Source organism: Rhizobium sp. HT1-10 (assembly GCF_049472505.1).
Classification (GTDB): domain Bacteria; phylum Pseudomonadota; class Alphaproteobacteria; order Rhizobiales; family Rhizobiaceae; genus Rhizobium.
In genome coordinates this window covers 161,505-178,300 of sequence record NZ_JBCEBQ010000002.1, presented here as the reverse complement: position 1 = coordinate 178,300, position 16,796 = coordinate 161,505, and the positions used below count along the sequence as shown (strand labels likewise).

Genomic DNA, 16,796 nt, shown 5'->3' with positions numbered 1-16,796 from the left:
CGCCGGTCAGATCGTCGGGAAACGGATGGCGGCGTCAGCCGCCATCCCTGAGGGCAAGCGGCTACTTGGCGGCTGGCATGTCCATGACCTTGACGGTCGAGGTGGTGTCTTCGGCCTTGGCGCCGAACCAGGTCTGATGCAGCTTGGCAATATAGCCTTCGCCCTTCAGCGTAGTGATGACGTCGTTGACCTGCTTGGCGAGCGCATCGCCCTTGTTGAACATGATCGAATATTTCTCGCCGGTCGGAATGCGCTCGACGACCTTCAGGTTCGGCTTGTCCTTGACGTAATACTGGAGGGCCGGGATGTCGCTGATGTAGCCGTCGATGCGGCCGGCGACGAGATCGAGCATGGCCGGCTGCAGGCCTTCGAAGCGGCGGATTTCGCCGAGCCCGTATTTGCCGGTGTTTTCGGTCGCCCACATGTCGCCGGTGGAGCCGGTGTCGACGCCCACGACCTTGCCCTTCATGCCGGCAACATCGGCAATGCCGCTGGCTGCCGTCACGGTCAGCGACTGGTCGCTGTCGTAGTAGGGCTGAGCGAAGGTGACGGATTCCAAGCGCTTCGGCGTGATGGTGATCGACGAGACGGCCATGTTGATGCGGCCGGACTGCACGGCCGAGAACAGGCCGTTGAACGGAATATTGACGAACTCGACGGATTTGCCGAGGCGCTTGGCAACCTCGGTGACGAGATCGACCTCAAAGCCGACGGTCTTGCCGGTTTCGTCCTGGAACTCCCAGGGGACGTTGCCGATATTGGCGCCGACCGAGAGATCGGCGGCATGGGAAAGCGAGGTCCCGGCAAAGGCCAGGACGGCGGTGAGAATAGTTGTCTTCAGAAATGACGGAGTGCGCATGGGTTCCCCTTGATTTATTTTACCCATAAGTTTTATGTGGTCTAACTGGTCGGACCAGTTAGACCAATCAAGCACGCGGGCTGCCCATTTGCAAGACGGCGGCAAAGTAAAATAGAGTTTGAACAAATCGCGGTCGGCAGGGTCGGGCGCTCCAGCACGAAGAAGACGTCTCTATGCTCACCAGAACACTCGTCCCCCAGTCTGCCGCCCGGCTCATCCAGGATATGATCAAGGCGGGAGAACTGAAGGCAGGCGAGAAAATACCGTCACAGCGCGATTTCTCCGTCCGGCTCGGCATCAGCCGGGCATCGCTGCGCGAAGCCTTGCTGACCCTCGAAACCCTTGGCCTGTTGAAGACGGAGGCGGGGCGGGGGACCTTCGTGGCGGGAAACAGACCTTCGGCGACCAACGCCATGGCACCCTGGCGCTATGCCGACAGCTATTCCGTGTTCGATGTCTTCCAGACGCGCATCCTGCTTGAAGGCAGCATTGCCGGCCTCGCCGCGGGTCGGCTGACGGGCAGCCAGTTGCAGGCCATGGAGCAGGCGACCAGGACCATGGAAGAGTGCTGGGCAAGCGGCGATCTCCTGACCAATGTCGAAGCCGATCTTGAATTCCACGGCATCGTCGCATCCGCCTGCAGCAATGCCATGCTAAGAGCACTCTATCAGACCGTGCGCGAGCAGCTCACCGAAACCCAGCGGCAGCCTATCCCGATCACCGAACCATCGCGGATGCAGGCCTCCGTCGCCGAACACCGCGCCATCATCGCTGCCCTGCGCTCGAACGATGTCGACCGCGCCAAGTTCGAGATGGAAACCCATGTTCGCAATACCGCGCGCTGTGCAGGACTTTTTCCCTGACGCCGGCCGCGCGGCGCGCCCGATCTCAGTTACATTGATCTTCATCAACGCAGCATTAAGCGCATGGAGGCACTATGACGGATCGATCAACGTCAAGCCGGGTATCAACAGCATGTTTTCCAGGATTATCTGCGCGATTGGGCTTGGGCCACGCGAAAAGGCCGAGCACATTCTGAGCCGCGCCCGCGACCTGCTCGACAGCACCGGTGAGATCATCGTGCTGCACGTGGTCGAATCCGTGCCGCAAAATCTGGCTCAATTGACGCCGTCGAATGCGCAGCTCAATTGGATAAACGAGGTCGAGGACAAGTTGAAATCACTCTGCAACGGCCTCGATGTCGAGACGTCGTGCCTCGTCAAGGTCGGCCGTGCCGCACCGACGGTTCTCGATGTCGCGCGGGAGCAAAAAGCCGATCTCATCATCGTCGGCTCCCATGTCCAGGACATCACCGACGCCCTGTTCGGCTCCGTCGTCGATCGAATCACAAGAGGCGCGGCTTGCTCCGTACTGGTCGACCGACATTAGCGACCATGGTTTCGGGTCTAGTCGAGCTCGCTTCGAATTACCCTGTCGAATTTGTCGCTCCTGTCGTAGCGCGCCAGCGCCCCTTGAATCGTTGACCCTCGGGGATTTTCCAACGTCGACCTCCTTCCTGGCACTGCTCCGGACCTCGCTGCCCATTTGTCGCTCTGAATCCGTAGCTTGATCTTTCCAGCCTGCATTTCCCAAGTCCCGCTGCGTTGACGGAACCGAAGTGTGGTCTTCTCGCGATAGCACGCACCGTCGGGACGTTTGATGGCTTGCAACAATGGCAACCAATCCGCAGATCGGACGCCCTATTCGTAAGTCATAAGTCAATGTCTTCTTTCCAATTGAAGCGTCGGTGCATAGTATTCATGTTGACTCCGACTGATACTCGGTCGAGAAGAATCACGCACAAAAGGAGAGTTCAATGGTTGATGAGAACGACACGAATGCCGCCACTGAAAACATAGACGTAGAACAGCCAGCTACTACGTCCAAGCCCAAAAAGCAGCGAGCAAAGCGTCGTACTCCCGCTGAACTGGCGGCTGTCGCCGCAGCAAAGTTGCAGAAGGCCAATGCCAAGAAGCAGGGCGCATCTGTTGAAGCGAGCAAGCCGAACACTGCCGGCAAGTCGACGGCAAGCAAGCCGATCGCTAGGGGAGCCTCTACAACTGGCGGCGCCACTAAGGCCGAGCCACGGCCGGCCACATCTGCACCCATCGACGAATTTGCCGACCTGCTTAAGCTCGAAGAAGAAAACAAAGCACTTCGCAAGGCTCTTTCCGAGAAGCTTCGCGCCGAAAATGCCGACCTGCGCAAGCGGCTTGGCCAGGCCTGATTGGGTCAAGGCGGCGGATCGGTCCTGAGATCGATCCGCACCGAGGTCGACCTGCGCCGCCGAATAAGACATCGTCTTGGCTACACTGTCGCTAGATATGTCGAAATGTTCTGCTGCTTGACGCCGGCTTATACCTTTAAGATCTCGTATTGGATTTTCGCAGATAGGTAAGCGCCTGTCTGATGCGGCCGCGCTAAGACCTTACTCAGATGACGTCGCAATCTGCCAGCACTCTTCGCTGATTTATCAAGCGACCGGCTCTCGCCGCTTCTGAACATCTCTCGAGGGCACAAAACAGCGAGGCGCCCGAGGTGCTTCGGTTCCAGCAAGAGGCGGCTTCGTCCGCTCGGCCTAAACTTGCACTTCCATCGATATTAAGCTGTCCTTGGCTTCGGTCACGATGTAAATCGATGCGACGTCGCGCAAAACGCATCACGAGGCCGAACAATATGAAATCACCATGGAAGCTTTTCGCCAAGTTGACGTCTCGTCGACAGCCGCAAACAGCTGAAGGCGCTGCGGTCGAGATCGCGCGCGCGCCAGAGGCGGCCGAGCAAGAGACCCTCCGCGTTCCTCAGTTAATCGGAGAGACGCAACCGAGTCCCGTCCTTGACGAAAGCTCTCAGAATGATCTTCTGGCGACCACCGCTATTCCACCAGGCGATCGCGATGGGTCGTTTCCGGCCGACCTTCCCATCACAGTCGAAGACGTTCAGGAAAGCGCGGCGCTCGAAAACAAGCCTTCGAGCGATGAGATGGGAGCTTCCGTTGAACCGGTTTTGAGGTCAACAAGGTCAGCAAAGTCACCGCGAACGAAACAAGGCAACAGCGCCAAAAAGAATAAGCCCGAAGCGGGCCTGCGCATGGATGTCGATGACGCCACTCCGGCCCTGGTGGCAGAGCCTGCCTCAGAGGCCATCACGCTGGATAACGAGATCAAAGAACTCAGGCAGCAACTGGCCATGAGGCTTCGTATGCAGAATGATCAGCTCAAAATGATGATCGAGCGCTATGATCGCTAGTCGGAGGCCGTGGGGCGCATAAATTGCCACGCGCGATGTGGCTATGGCAAAAGTCCACCGCTTTGTGGCGAGGATTCGTCCGGCGACAATCTGCGGCCCGCGCGTCTGCGAGCGCAAAAGCGCTTTCTCTTATCTCGCTGGATTATCGTGAGGGATACATTTATCCACATTGGAATCTGGTCCGGCGCTATCTTCGGCGTCACGAGATAGGCCTCAGCCGATGGCAAGTCCGCGGCAGAATATGGTCACGAACTCTCTCAGGTAGGGCACCCGCGTCAGTGGCCCTACAACCACCTCGGCGCGGTTCGGCGGATAGCCAAGCGCCACGTTCATCAACATCTGGGCGATCATCGGTGCGTCGTCGACCACCAGGAGGCCCTTCGTCTGTTGCTCCAGCAGCCATTCGGTGAGGCGCTCGGATTCCTTGCTGGTGGTGCTCCGATAGATATCCCACAGCTCGGGATGGTCCTGCGCCTGGCTGTAGACGATCCGCAGGATGGCATCGCGATCGTCCAGTTCCGATTCATGTCCATCGGAAGTCGGTATGAGGATCGTTTCCAGAGTCTTGGCCACCGACTGGTCTTCGATTTCCTCCGGTATGTCCAATCGAACCGCGATTTCGACGACGGCAGTGAAGAGGTCCCTCTTGCTGGAAAAGGCGCCATACAGCGTTGCCTTGGATATGCCACAGCGCGCCGCGATCATTTCCATGGTGGTGTCGACATAGCCGCTCTCGATGAACACCCTGAGCGCGGTGCGAACGATGCCGGTCCTGCGAAGATCGGGATCGAGACGAGGACGACCCCGAGGTAAACGGTGGACCATCTCTTTGGGATTCACAGACATTTCACGCCGCTTAAAATAATGACGTCGCTTGTAACGCCGACGGGTGAGGCCCATCTCACGACCGAGACAATAACATCTCGATTACGCTTTCGAACCGAACCGTACAGTTCGGTAGCCTATCGCGTTGGAGCTTGCAAGTCACAAGATTAGCGATTTCGGCCCGAGGACTGGCTTTGCAGAAGCCAAGTCTGCAACTTGTCCCTTCGGACTTGCATCCGCTTCCAAAATCCGCTGTAGCTTTCGCTCGGGCCAAGCGGCCAGGATCGGCAACAGCCACCAGGCGGGATCTCAGGATGCGAAGCTCCCGAACCCGCGGGACGGATGGGAACGGAATAATATGGGTTTTCAGCCTGCATCGGCGCCTTTCTTCCAGACTTTGTTCCTCGGCATCGCGCTGTCGGCATGGCTGTCGATGCTGCACCCGGCGCCGGCCTTTGCTGCAAAGACATCTCTCGACCTCGGCATGTCGGTGGAGCCGACCGGCCTTGACCCGACGATTGCGGCTCCGGTCGCCATCGGCCAGGTGACCTGGCAGAATATCTTCGAGGGCTTGGTCGCGATCGACGAAACCGGCAAGGTGCAGCCGCAACTGGCCAGCAGCTGGGAGATCTCGAGCGACGGCCTGACCTATCGCTTCAAGCTGCGGACGGACGTGCGCTTCCACGATGGCCAGGTTTTCGATTCGTCCACGGCGAAATTCTCGCTCGACCGCGCCCGGGGCAAGGACTCGATCAACCCGCAGAAGCGGTTCTTCCAGTCGATCGCCTTGATCGACACACCCGATCCGGCAACGCTGGTGCTACACCTCTCGGCGCCGACGGGGAGCCTCATCACCTGGCTTGGCTGGCCATGCTCCGTCATGGTCGCGCCCCAGTCGGCGGACGACGACAAGACGCGGCCGATCGGGACCGGACCGTTCCGCTTCGTCAGCTGGGCAAAGGGCGACAGGGTCGAGCTTGCACGGAACGCGGACTATTGGAACAAGGCTGTGGCAATCCGGCTGGAGCGGGTGACCTTCCGCTTCATCGCTGACCCGCAGGCCCAGGCGGCCGCGCTGAAATCCGGTGGCGTCGACGCGATCCCTGAATTTGCGGCTCCCGAGCTTATGCCCTCTTTTAGCGGCGATCCGCGGCTGACGACGAAGATCGGCAACACCGAACTGAAGGTCGTGGCCGGCATGAACAATGCCGAAAAGCCATTCGACGACAAGCGCGTCCGCCAGGCCCTGATGATGGCGATCGACCGAAAGACCGTCGTCGATGGCGCATGGTCGGGCCTTGGGACACCGATCGGCAGCCACTACACGCCTAACGACCCCGGCTATATCGACCTGACGACGAGGCTGCCCTACGATCCGGAGAAAGCGAAAGCGCTGCTTTCCGAAGCCGGCTATCCCAATGGCTTCACCTTCACCATCAAGTCGCCCCAGATGGCCTATGCGTCACGCAGCGCGGAGGTGATGCAGGCGATGCTGGCCGATATCGGCGTGACGATGAAGATCGAGCCCACCGAATTTCCGGCAAAGTGGGTGCAGGACGTCATGACGAACCGCGCCTACCAGATGACCATCGTCGCCCATGCCGAGCCGATGGACATCGACATCTATGCTCGCGATCCCTACTATTTCAACTACCGCAACCCGGCCTTCGACGCGCTGATGAAGAAGGTGCAGGAGACGACCGAACCAGCCGGGCGGGCAGGGATCTACGGTGAAGCCCAGACGATCCTCGCCGAGGATGTGCCGGCGCTGTTTCTGTTCGTCATGCCGAAGCTCGGGGTCTGGAACAAAAAGCTGAAGGGCCTCTGGGAAAACGAGCCGGTCCCGTCAAATGTGCTGACCAATGTTTTCTGGGAGGAGTGAGACCGGCATCGGCGGTTCTCGGCACCGGAAGATCGAAACGCCGATGAGCGCGCCTGCTCCGCATTCGGCCCGCCGATCGGCCCGGCCGAGCGCGCGGCAGAGGGGCAAGGGAGGCGTCGATTGATGACAATCCTGGTAAGGCGTCTTGCCAGTCTTCTGGTCACGCTGCTCGTCGTCTCGCTGCTGATCTTCACGGTGATGGACCTGATGCCGGGTGATCCGGCCTCGATCATGCTCGGCACCTCCGCTTCGCCGGACACGATCGCGGCAATGCGCCACCAGCTTGGCCTCGACCTGCCGCTGGCATTGCGCTACGGCCATTGGCTGGCGGGTATCGTGACCGGCGACCTCGGCCAGTCCTACACCTACGGCGTGCCCGTGGCGGGACTGATAGCCGAGCGGCTGACGGTGACGCTGCCGCTGGCTCTGATTGCTGTCCTACTGTCCCTCGCCTTCGCCATCCCGCTGGGCGCGCTTGCGGCCTCGCATCGCGGCGGCCCTCTCGACAGGTTGGCTTCGGTCGTCTCGCAGATCGGCGTGGCGGTGCCAGCCTTCTGGGTGTCTCTGCTGTTGATCATGCTGTTCTCGACGACGCTCCGCCTCATGCCGGCGGGCGGCTTTCCAGGTTGGGACGCCGGATTTTGGGCTGCGATCGAGGCGCTGCTGATGCCAGCTGTCGCCCTGGCTCTGCCGCAGGCGGGCGTCCTTACCCGTGTCACCCGCGCAGCGGTGCTGAGCACGATCCACGAGGATTTCATACGCACCGCCAGAGCGAAGGGCCTTTCGGCCCGGGCGGTGCTGTGGCGCCATGCGATGCCGAACGCGCTGATCCCCATCCTAACGGTCCTCGGTCTGCAGGCGACCTTTCTCGTCGGTGGCGCGGTGCTCGTCGAGAACGTTTTCAACCTGCCGGGGCTCGGAAGACTCGCGTTGCAGGCGCTGTCGCAGCGAGACCTCATCGTCATGCAGGATGTCGTGCTGTTCTTTACAGCCCTCGTCATCATCATCAACTTTATCGTTGATCTCGCCTATCTCGCGATCGATCCGCGCCTGCGACGGGGCATATGAGATGATGCCCGTTGCTTCCCACGGTTCCGGTCTCTCCCGCCGGCGGACGACGCTGATGATCGGTGCTGCGATCGTCGGCCTGCTCATCGGAGTCGCGCTGCTGTCACTGATCTGGACGCCGCTGTCGCCGGCGAAGATGCAGATCGTTCATAAGCTGCAGCCGCCGCTTTCCCATGGGCTGCTCGGGACCGACCAGTTCGGCCGGGACGTGCTATCCATGTTGATGGTCGGCTCTTGGAATTCGCTGTCGATCGCCATCGGCGCGGTCGCCATCGGCGGCACGCTCGGCTCGATGCTCGGTATTGCCGCCGCCGCCATTCGCGGGCCGTTCGAAAGCCTCGCCATGCGCGCCTGCGACGTCGTCTTCGCCATCCCGCCGATCCTGTCGGCCATGATGCTCGGCGCCTTCCTCGGGCAGGGGCGCGTCATGGCAATCGTCGCCATCGCCACCTTCATGATCCCGGTCTTTGCCCGCGTCACGCTCGCCAGCGCCACGCAGGCCTGGAGCCGCGACTATGTTCTGGCAGCCCGCGCGCTTGGCAACACGCGCCTTGCCATCTCTCTCCGGCACGTCCTGCCGAATATCATGGATCAGATCATCGTCCAGGCGAGCCTCCAACTGGGGCTCGCGATCCTCACGGAGGCTGGCCTCAGCTTCCTCGGCCTCGGTCTCGCACCGCCGGCTCCCAGCTGGGGGCGGATGCTGGCCGATGCGCAGACCTATCTCGGCCTCGCGCCGTGGCTTGCTATCCTGCCGGGCCTCTGCATCGCGCTTGCCGTGCTCGGGTTCAACATGCTCGGCGACGGACTGCGCGACCTCTTCGATCCGCGCGACTGAACGTGCCGTTGCGCAAGCGAGACGGCAACGCCGGGTCGGCGACCGTGGCTTCTCGTTCGCGCCGGCGAGCGCGAACATGGGGTGGGGCGGGGAGCTGTCCTCGGGTCTATGCTTGCGCCTTCAGGGCGATGCGCCGGCGGTGGAGGACCGGCTCGGTGTAGCCGTTCGGCTGCTTGCGCCCCTCCAGCACGAGTTCCAAGGCAGCCTGGAAGGCGATCGAGCCGTCGAAATCCTTCGCCATTGGCTGGTAGAGCGGATCGCCGGCATTCTGCCGGTCGACCACCTCGGCCATCCGGCGCATCGTCTCGACGATCTCAGCCTCGCTGACGACGCCGTGGTGCAGCCAGTTGGCCATGTGTTGAGCCGATATGCGCAGGGTCGCCCTGTCCTCCATCAGCCCGACATTGTTGATGTCGGGAACCTTGGAGCAGCCAATGCCCTGGTCGACCCAACGCACCACGTAACCGAGAATGCCTTGCGCATTGTTGTCGAGTTCGCGCTGGATTTCCTCCGCCGTCCAATTGGGACGGGTTGCGACCGGAACGGAAAGGATGTCGGAGAGCTTCGCACGCGCGCGGCTCTTGAGATCCTGCTGCACGGATGCCACGTCGACACGGTGGTAGTGGGTGGCATGCAGCGTCGCGGCCGTCGGAGACGGCACCCAGGCCGTGTTGGCGCCGGCTTTCGGATGGGCGATCTTCTGTTCCAGCATCGCCGCCATGAGATCTGGCATCGCCCACATGCCCTTGCCGATCTGGGCATGTCCGGACAGGCCGCATTCCAGGCCGATGTCGACGTTCCAGTTCTCATAGGCAGCAATCCAGGCGGCCTGCTTCATGTCGCCCTTGCGGATCATCGGCCCGGCTTCCATCGAGGTGTGGATCTCGTCGCCAGTGCGGTCGAGGAAGCCGGTGTTGATGAAGACAACGCGCTCCCGGGCGGCACGAATGCACTCCTTCAGATTGATGGTGGTGCGGCGCTCCTCGTCCATGATACCCATCTTGATGGTGTTGTGCGGCATGCCGATGAGATCTTCGACCCGCGAGAAGATCTCGGCGGCGAAGGCCACCTCTTCCGGGCCATGCATCTTCGGCTTGACGACATACATGGAATCCTGGCGCGAATTCTGGTGGCGACCGTTGGGCCCAATATCGTGCAGGGCAATCAGGGCGGTGACCAAAGCATCCATGATGCCCTCCGGCACCTCGTGCCCGTCGCGGTCGAGAATGGCCGGATTGGTCATCAGATGCCCGACGTTGCGGATCAGCATCAGAGAGCGGGCATGCACCAGCGTGGTCGTTCCATCCGGCGCTGTGTAGGACACATCGGGGTTGAGCCGGCGGGTGAATGTCTTGCCACTCTTCTCGACCTCCTCGGTGAGGTCGCCCTTCATAAGACCCAGCCAGTTGCGATAGACCGCCTTCTTGTCCTCGGCGTCGACGGCCGCAATCGAGTCCTCGCAATCCATGATCGCTGTAATGGCCGATTCCAGCCGCACGTCGGAGATATGGCTGGCGTCGCCCTTGCCGATCGGCGTGGTCGCGTCGATGACGATTTCGATGTGAATGCCGTTGTTGACCAAAAGCAGGTGGGTCGGCGCGGTGCCGTCGCCGAGATAGCCGGCAAACTGCGCGGGATCGGCAAGCGTCACGGCCTTATCGTCGAGCGTGGTCACGGCCAGCCTTCCGTCGACGACGGCAAGATTCTGCACATTGCTCCAGCCAGCGCCGGCAAGCGGTGCAGCCGCATCCAGGAAACTGCGAACCCAGGCGATCACCTTCTCGCCGCGCTTCGGATTGTAGCCCTTGCCCTTCTCGGCGCCGTCGCTTTCAGCGATCGCATCCGTGCCGTAGAGTGCGTCGTAGAGCGAGCCCCAGCGGGCATTGGCGGCGTTGAGCGCATAGCGGGCGTTCATGACCGGCACCACCAGCTGCGGTCCGGCGATGGTGGCGATTTCGGCATCGACATGATCGGTCGAGACGGCGAAATCCGGACCTTCGGGAACGAGGTAGCCGATCTCGCGCAGGAAGCCCTGATAGGCCTCCATGTCGGAGGGGGCGCCATTCTCCCTGTACCATGCGTCGATCTTGACCTGCAGCGCATCGCGCTTGGCAAGAAGGTCCCGGTTCTTCGGCGCCAGATCATGGACGATGGCGGAGAAGCCTGCAAAAAACGCATCCGCCGAGACACCGGTGCCGGGCAGCGCTTCCGTCACCAGGAAGTCGTGCAGCACGGTCTCGATCTGCAGCCCGTTCTTGTCAATCCGTGTCATGCCATCACCTCCAGGAACCTGTTTGACGCGTAGTTAGCGGCGGGGGACTCCTCTAGTCAATTCGGCGATAGTGAATAACATTTGTGCTGCCTTGGAAATAAACGCGCTGCTACAGCTCCCAATAGGGAACTGGACCATAGAGCTCGGCGAGGAAATCGATGAACAGCCGGACCTTCGAGGGAAGATGCTGGCGGCTCGGGTAGACGGCCGACAAGGCAACGCCCTGCGACCCCTCGTAGGCCGGCAAGACCTGCACCAGCCTTCCCTCTTTGAGCTCCTTGCCGACATCCCAGGTCGAACGTAGGGCGATCCCGAGACCGGCAATCACCGCTTCGCGGATGACTTCGCTGGAATTCGTCGTCAGCATCCCCACGGGTCGAAGCGTAACGGCCCCGTTCGGCCCCTCCAGCCGCCACGGGTCGTTGTTATGCGCGGGAAGGCAAACATGGCGATCGAGGTCGCCTATGTCGCCGGGCGTGCCGTGGCGCGCGATATAGGCTGGGGAGGCGCACAGCACCCGCCGCACCGGCGCCAGACGTCTGGCGACCAGGCTGGAATCGATGAGTTCGGCGATACGGATCGCGACATCGAAACCGCTTCCGACAATATCGGACATTTCGTCGGTCAGGACCAGGTTGATGGCAAGATTGGGATGCCGGGCCATGAAAGTCTTGAGGCTAGGCGCCACATGCATCCGCCCGAATGACGTCGGCGCCGATATCTTCAACACGCCGTGGGTGTCGGCGGAACGCCCGGCAATATAGGATTCCGCATCTTCCAGGCCGGCCAGGATCGCAAGACCGCGATCGTAGAAGCCCTGTCCGACCTCGGTCAGCGAGAGTTGCCGCGTTGTCCGCTGCAGCAGGCGCGTGCCCAGCTGGTCCTCCAGCCGCTTGATGCGCTTCGACACGACAGCCGGCGACAAGCCGTGGGCCCGGCCGGCATCGGACATGCTGCCGCTGGACACCACGGCCACGAAGATCTGAAGATCGTGAAGGTTGATCATGTCGAAGATACTCCCTCTGCCTCCGCCGGCTCTTCTGCTGCGCTCACGCGAACAAGCCACCACTCCTCGTGTCGTTAGGCCATTTATTCCCTGTTTGCAAAAGTCCTTTGCACTATTCGCTGCTTGGCAAGAATGTGGGAGGGCGCTAACGTTGAAGTTCTGCGTGTCGCTGAGGAGGGCGCCATGACCGATGCAATCGAATTTCTAAAACCGCGCTCCGCCGTGCTGGCCCGGCGCGCCGAAATCATTGTCGACCTCTTAAAACTGCTGCCGCCCGACTGCCTGATCCACGAGCCACGCGAACTCATGCCGTTCGAGACCGATGCCTTCGTCTCCTACCGGCGGATGCCGCTTGCCGTTGCGCTGCCGCGCTCGAGGCAGGATGTCGCTGCAGTCATCGGCTACTGCCACCGCCACGGCATCCCTGTCGTGCCGCGCGGGGCAGGAACATCGCTGTCCGGCGGCGCCATCCCTCAGGAAGACGCGGTCGTGATCGGCCTGTCGAAGATGAATGCGATCCTCGACGTCGACCTCGCCAACCGGACTGCGACAGTGCAGGCCGGCGTTACCAACCTCAGCATCTCGGAGCGCGTTTCGGCCTACGGCTTCTTCTATGCTCCCGACCCGAGCTCGCAGCTTGCCTGCACCATCGGCGGCAATATCGGCATGAACTCCGGCGGTGCCCACTGTCTGAAATACGGCGTGACCACCAACAATCTGCTTGGCGTTACCATGGTGCTTGTCGACGGAACGGTGATCACGCTCGGTGGCAAGGCGCTCGATGCGGCGGGCTATGATCTGCTCGGGCTCGTCTGCGGCTCGGAGGGCCAGCTGGGGATCGTCACCGAGGCGACGGTTCGGCTGATCGCCAAACCGGAGGGCGCACGACCCGTTCTGTTCGGCTTCGACACGTCGGAGCAAGCCGGGGCCTGCGTGTCCGAGGTGATTGCATCCGGGATCATCCCGGTGGCGATCGAATTCATGGACAAGCAGGCGATCGAGATCTGCGAAGCCTTCGCCCATGCCGGCTATCCGCTCGATGTCGGCGCGCTTCTGATCGTCGAGGTCGAAGGCTCGGAAGCGGAAATGGACCTGATGCTGAAGAGCATCGTCGAGATCGCCCGCCGGCACGCGGTCAAGACGGTGCGGGAATGCCAGTCCGCGCACGAGGCGGCGCTGATCTGGAAAGGACGCAAATCCGCCTTCGGCGCCACCGGCCGTATCGCCGACTATATCTGCATGGACGGCACGGTACCGCTCAGCCAGCTGTCCTACGTCCTGCAGAAGACCGGGGAGATCGTCGCCCGATACGGTCTCCGGGTCGCCAACGTCTTCCATGCCGGCGACGGCAACATGCATCCGCTGATCCTGTTCAACGCCAACGACCCGAAGGAATCCGCCGACGCCGAGGCGGCGGGCATGGACATCCTCAGGCTCTGCGTCGATGCCGGCGGCTGCCTGACGGGCGAACATGGGGTCGGCATCGAGAAGCGCGACCTGATGCGCCACCAATATGCCGCCGTCGACCTCGACCAGATGATGGCGGTCCGCAGCGCCTTCGACGAAGGCTGGCTGCTCAACCCGTCCAAGGTCTTCCCTCTCGAAGGACGCCCTGCCTGATGCTGCATATCCCGACGACCGAAGAAGAGGCAGCAGCCATCATCATCGATCACACGGCGCGGCGCGAGCCGCTGTCGATCTTCGGCGGCAACAGCCGCGCCGGCTTCGGCAATGCCTCCTCATGCGACATCACTCTGAGCGCACGCGGCATGACCGGTATCGTCGCCTACAATCCGGGCGAGATGGTGATGACGGCGCGCAGCGGAACGCCGGTCGCCGAGATCGAGGCGGCGCTTGCAGCGAGCCAGCAGATGATGGCGTTCGAACCGATGGATCACCGTCCGCTGATGGCGACGTCAGGCGTCCCGACCATCGGCGGCGTGTTCGCGGCCAATGTCTCCGGCCCGCGTCGGATCATCGCAGGCGCAGCCCGCGACAGCCTTCTGGGCATCCGCTTCGTCAACGGCCGTGGCGAGATCGTCAAGGCTGGCGGCCGGGTGATGAAGAACGTCACCGGGCTCGATCTGCCCAAGCTGATGGCCGGTTCCCACGGCACACTCGGCCTTCTGACCGAGGTCACCTTCCGCGTGCCGCCGCGCAACCAGACGGAGCGCACCCTCGTCATCTCCGGCCTGACGGACGAGGGCGCCACAGCCGCCATGGCGGCGGCGATGGCCCTGTCCGTCGAGGTATCAGGCGCCGCGCACCTGCCGGTCTCGGTTGCCTCAACCTTCCGCACGGCGCCCTGGGCGGATCAATCGGCGACCTTACTGCGCCTCGAGGGCCTGAGCGGCTCCGTCGCCGTGCGGATGGACAAGCTCACGGCGGCCATGGGAAACCTCGGCAGCCTCAGCCATCTCGAAGAGAGCGACAGCCAAGCCCTCTGGCAAACCATCCGCGACGCGGCGCCTTTCGCCGATGGCACGATGCGGCCGGTCTGGCGCGTCTCCGTTGCGCCGAGCGCCGGACATCGACTGGTCGCAGCGCTGCGGCTTGAGGTCGGCGTCGACGCCTTCTACGACTGGCAGGGCGGCCTTGTCTGGCTGAGGATGGAGGCGGAGCCGGACGGAGCCTTGCTTCGCCATCACATCGCAGCTGTGGGCGGCGGCCACGCGACTTTGCTGCGCGCAAGCGCGCAGGCCCGCGCTGAAAACGATGCCTTCGAGCCCCAGCCGCAGGCCGTTTCTCTTCTATCGCAACGGATCAAGCAAAAGTTCGATCCGGCCGGCATATTCAATCCAGGGAAGATGGGATGAGCGGCGACGTTTATCCCGTCAGCGAAAGATCACATGCAGACCAACTTCACGCCTGAGCAGCTGAGCGATCCGGCTGTCGCCTTTTCCGAGCAGATCGTCAGGAAATGCGTTCATTGCGGCTTTTGCACGGCCACCTGTCCCACCTATGTGACGCTTGGCAACGAGCTCGATAGCCCGCGCGGCCGCATCTACCTGATCAAGGACATGCTGGAAAACGGTCGGGCCGCCGATGCCGAGGTGGTCACCCACATCGACCGCTGCCTGTCCTGCCTTGCCTGCGTGACGACCTGTCCCTCAGGCGTCGATTATACCCACCTGATCGATCACGCCCGCGCCCATATCGAAGAAACCTATAGGCGGCCTTTGATGGATCGCCTGATCCGCAATCTGCTGGCGGCGGTGCTTCCCTATCCGCGGCGCTTCCGGCTTGCGCTGACGCTTGCCCGCATCGGGCGGCCCGCCCGAGGTCTCATGAAGCGTGTCCCGGCGCTGCTTCCCTTCGCGGCGATGCTCGATCTTGCCCCACGTTCTGTCCCCAAGGCCTCCCCCTTTGCCGAGCCCGGCACCCATCCGGCGAAGAGCGACAGGCGCGGACGGGTGGCGATCCTGACGGGCTGCGCCCAGCCTGTTCTCGATCCGGCGATCAACGAGGCGACCATCCGGCTTCTGACGCGGCTGGGCGTTGAGGTCGTGGTGCCGGCCGGCGAGGTCTGCTGCGGGTCGCTGGTTCATCACATGGGTCGCGAGCAGCAGGCGCTGGTGAAGGCCCGCGCCAATGTCGATGTCTGGATCGGGGAAATCGAGCGCGGCGGGCTCGACGCGATCATCATCACCGCATCCGGCTGCGGCACGACCATCAAGGACTACGGCCATATGCTGCGCCTCGACCCCGCCTATGCCGATAACGCAGCCCGCGTCTCGTCGCTGGCCAAAGACGTCACGGAATATCTGGCAGGCCTCGAGCTACCGAGGCAGGAACCGAAAGGCATTTCCGTCGCCTATCACTCCGCCTGCTCGATGCAGCATGGCCAGAAGATCACTTCGGCGCCGAAGCTTCTGCTGAAGGCCGCCGGCTTCATCGTTCGCGATCCGGCAGAAGGGCATCTCTGCTGCGGCTCGGCGGGGACTTACAACATCATGCAGCCGGAAATCTCGGGCCAACTCAAGGCGCGAAAGCTGCGCAATCTCGAAGCCACGCGCGCCGACATCATCGCCACGGGCAATATCGGCTGCATCACCCAGATCGGCAGCGGCACCGCGACGCCGATCCTGCATACGGTAGAATTGCTGGACTGGGCCTATGGGGGCATGCTGCCGCAGAAGCTGCAAAAAGCTGGCTTGTCGGCGCGAGCATAGCTGCATCGAAGAGCGGAAACGCCCCAGCTAGGCGGTATTGAGTTCTGAGACGCTATCGATCGTCTTGGAGAATATCGGTGGGACGGAGCTATGCTCCCATAAGTCAGTTCCACCCGCCGAGACATAGCACTGCTCCCAGCGGGATGTCTTTTCAAATCAAACCGCGTCCGCACCGATGGCGGCCAGGGCCGCGCGGGCGACTTCGAAATCCTGCTCGCCACTGCCTGATCCCACGCCGATGCCGCCGACGGCCTTGCCGCCGAAACGGATCGGCAGGCCGCCGGGCAGATGGGTGACGCCGCCCTGGGATGCGATCCCGGCGGCGGCGCCGAACTCGAACGGCATCGATCCGGTCGGCGCGTTGATCGAGGCTGCGGTGCGGGCCTTGGCGCGGGCGGTGTGCATGCTCAGATACTTGGCGCCATCCATCCGCAAGCTGGCGATCGTCTCGCCGCTCGTATCGACGATGAAGATGCACTGCGGCACGCCAATGGCGACCGCCTTGTCGACGGCGGCTGATAGCGCCTGCAGCGCGCCGGCATGGCTGAGCGTCAGGGTCTCGCGGGTGAATGTCATATCTTATACCTCTATTTCAATGGACGACCGATGGCACGACAGGCGGCCC

15 protein-coding genes are annotated in these 16,796 nt (G+C 62.3%); 10 read left to right on the top strand and 5 right to left on the bottom strand.

The features are described from left to right. Window positions 1-61 precede the first annotated feature (61 nt). Window positions 62-859: an ABC transporter substrate-binding protein gene (locus VH564_RS05945; protein ID WP_423338896.1), complete on the bottom strand. Its 798-nt coding sequence runs from the start codon at window positions 857-859 to the stop codon at window positions 62-64. Between the two features lie 173 nt (window positions 860-1,032). Here VH564_RS05945 and VH564_RS05940 point away from each other — a divergent pair, with 173 nt between their 5' ends. The 4 genes from VH564_RS05940 (at window position 1,033) to VH564_RS05925 (ending at window position 4,108) form a co-directional block, all read left to right on the top strand. After that, a complete protein-coding gene (locus VH564_RS05940; protein ID WP_423338895.1) occupies window positions 1,033-1,722 on the top strand; it encodes a FadR/GntR family transcriptional regulator in 690 nt (229 codons plus the stop codon). A 112-nt stretch (window positions 1,723-1,834) separates the two neighbouring features. Continuing rightward, on the top strand, window positions 1,835-2,248 hold the full coding sequence (locus VH564_RS05935) for a universal stress protein (protein WP_423338894.1): 414 nt from the start codon (window positions 1,835-1,837) through the stop codon (window positions 2,246-2,248). 427 nt (window positions 2,249-2,675) lie between these two features. Beyond that, window positions 2,676-3,086 (top strand): SyrB-like regulator, encoded by a 411-nt coding sequence (locus VH564_RS05930; RefSeq protein ID WP_423338893.1) that lies wholly within the window; start codon window positions 2,676-2,678, stop codon window positions 3,084-3,086. 449 nt (window positions 3,087-3,535) lie between these two features. Then, entirely contained in the window at window positions 3,536-4,108 is a 573-nt protein-coding gene (locus VH564_RS05925; protein ID WP_423338892.1) for a hypothetical protein, read from the top strand. A gap of 213 nt (window positions 4,109-4,321) precedes the next feature. On the opposite strand, the gene VH564_RS05920 is transcribed toward VH564_RS05925, so the two are convergent. Further along, on the bottom strand, window positions 4,322-4,954 hold the full coding sequence (locus tag VH564_RS05920; RefSeq protein WP_423338891.1) for a TetR/AcrR family transcriptional regulator: 633 nt from the start codon (window positions 4,952-4,954) through the stop codon (window positions 4,322-4,324). 337 nt (window positions 4,955-5,291) lie between these two features. Here VH564_RS05920 and VH564_RS05915 point away from each other — a divergent pair, with 337 nt between their 5' ends. From VH564_RS05915 to VH564_RS05905, 3 genes are all read left to right on the top strand, one after another. Continuing rightward, a complete protein-coding gene (locus VH564_RS05915; RefSeq protein ID WP_423338890.1) occupies window positions 5,292-6,815 on the top strand; it encodes an ABC transporter substrate-binding protein in 1,524 nt (507 codons plus the stop codon). 123 nt (window positions 6,816-6,938) lie between these two features. Next, window positions 6,939-7,883 carry an ABC transporter permease gene (locus VH564_RS05910; RefSeq protein WP_423338889.1) on the top strand — a complete coding sequence of 315 codons (945 nt, stop codon included), beginning with the start codon at window positions 6,939-6,941 and terminating at the stop codon, window positions 7,881-7,883. Between the two features lies 1 nt (window position 7,884). Then, a complete protein-coding gene (locus tag VH564_RS05905; RefSeq protein WP_423338888.1) occupies window positions 7,885-8,721 on the top strand; it encodes an ABC transporter permease in 837 nt (278 codons plus the stop codon). Window positions 8,722-8,827: 106 nt separating this feature from the next. On the opposite strand, the gene VH564_RS05900 is transcribed toward VH564_RS05905, so the two are convergent. Further along, the gene (locus VH564_RS05900) at window positions 8,828-10,993 is read right to left on the bottom strand and encodes a malate synthase G (RefSeq protein WP_423338887.1); all 2,166 of its coding nucleotides are present in this window, start codon (window positions 10,991-10,993) and stop codon (window positions 8,828-8,830) included. A 109-nt stretch (window positions 10,994-11,102) separates the two neighbouring features. After that, window positions 11,103-11,999, bottom strand: a complete 897-nt coding sequence (locus VH564_RS05895; RefSeq protein WP_423338886.1) for a LysR family transcriptional regulator — start codon at window positions 11,997-11,999, stop codon at window positions 11,103-11,105. A 183-nt stretch (window positions 12,000-12,182) separates the two neighbouring features. Here VH564_RS05895 and VH564_RS05890 point away from each other — a divergent pair, with 183 nt between their 5' ends. From VH564_RS05890 to glcF, 3 genes are read left to right on the top strand one after another with little or no spacing between them, the layout of a single operon-like run. Next, complete coding sequence (locus tag VH564_RS05890; protein WP_423338885.1) at window positions 12,183-13,619, top strand: FAD-linked oxidase C-terminal domain-containing protein; 1,437 nt, start codon at window positions 12,183-12,185, stop codon at window positions 13,617-13,619. Next, window positions 13,619-14,815: a glycolate oxidase subunit GlcE gene (gene glcE, locus VH564_RS05885; protein ID WP_423338884.1), complete on the top strand. Its 1,197-nt coding sequence runs from the start codon at window positions 13,619-13,621 to the stop codon at window positions 14,813-14,815. The genes VH564_RS05890 and glcE overlap by 1 nt, the downstream gene beginning before the upstream one ends. Window positions 14,816-14,848: 33 nt before the next feature. Then, on the top strand, window positions 14,849-16,171 hold the full coding sequence (gene glcF, locus VH564_RS05880; protein WP_423338883.1) for a glycolate oxidase subunit GlcF: 1,323 nt from the start codon (window positions 14,849-14,851) through the stop codon (window positions 16,169-16,171). 156 nt (window positions 16,172-16,327) lie between these two features. Here the strand turns inward: glcF and VH564_RS05875 are convergent, their stop codons facing one another. Then, window positions 16,328-16,747: a GlcG/HbpS family heme-binding protein gene (locus tag VH564_RS05875; RefSeq protein ID WP_423338882.1), complete on the bottom strand. Its 420-nt coding sequence runs from the start codon at window positions 16,745-16,747 to the stop codon at window positions 16,328-16,330. Window positions 16,748-16,796: the final 49 nt, after the last annotated feature.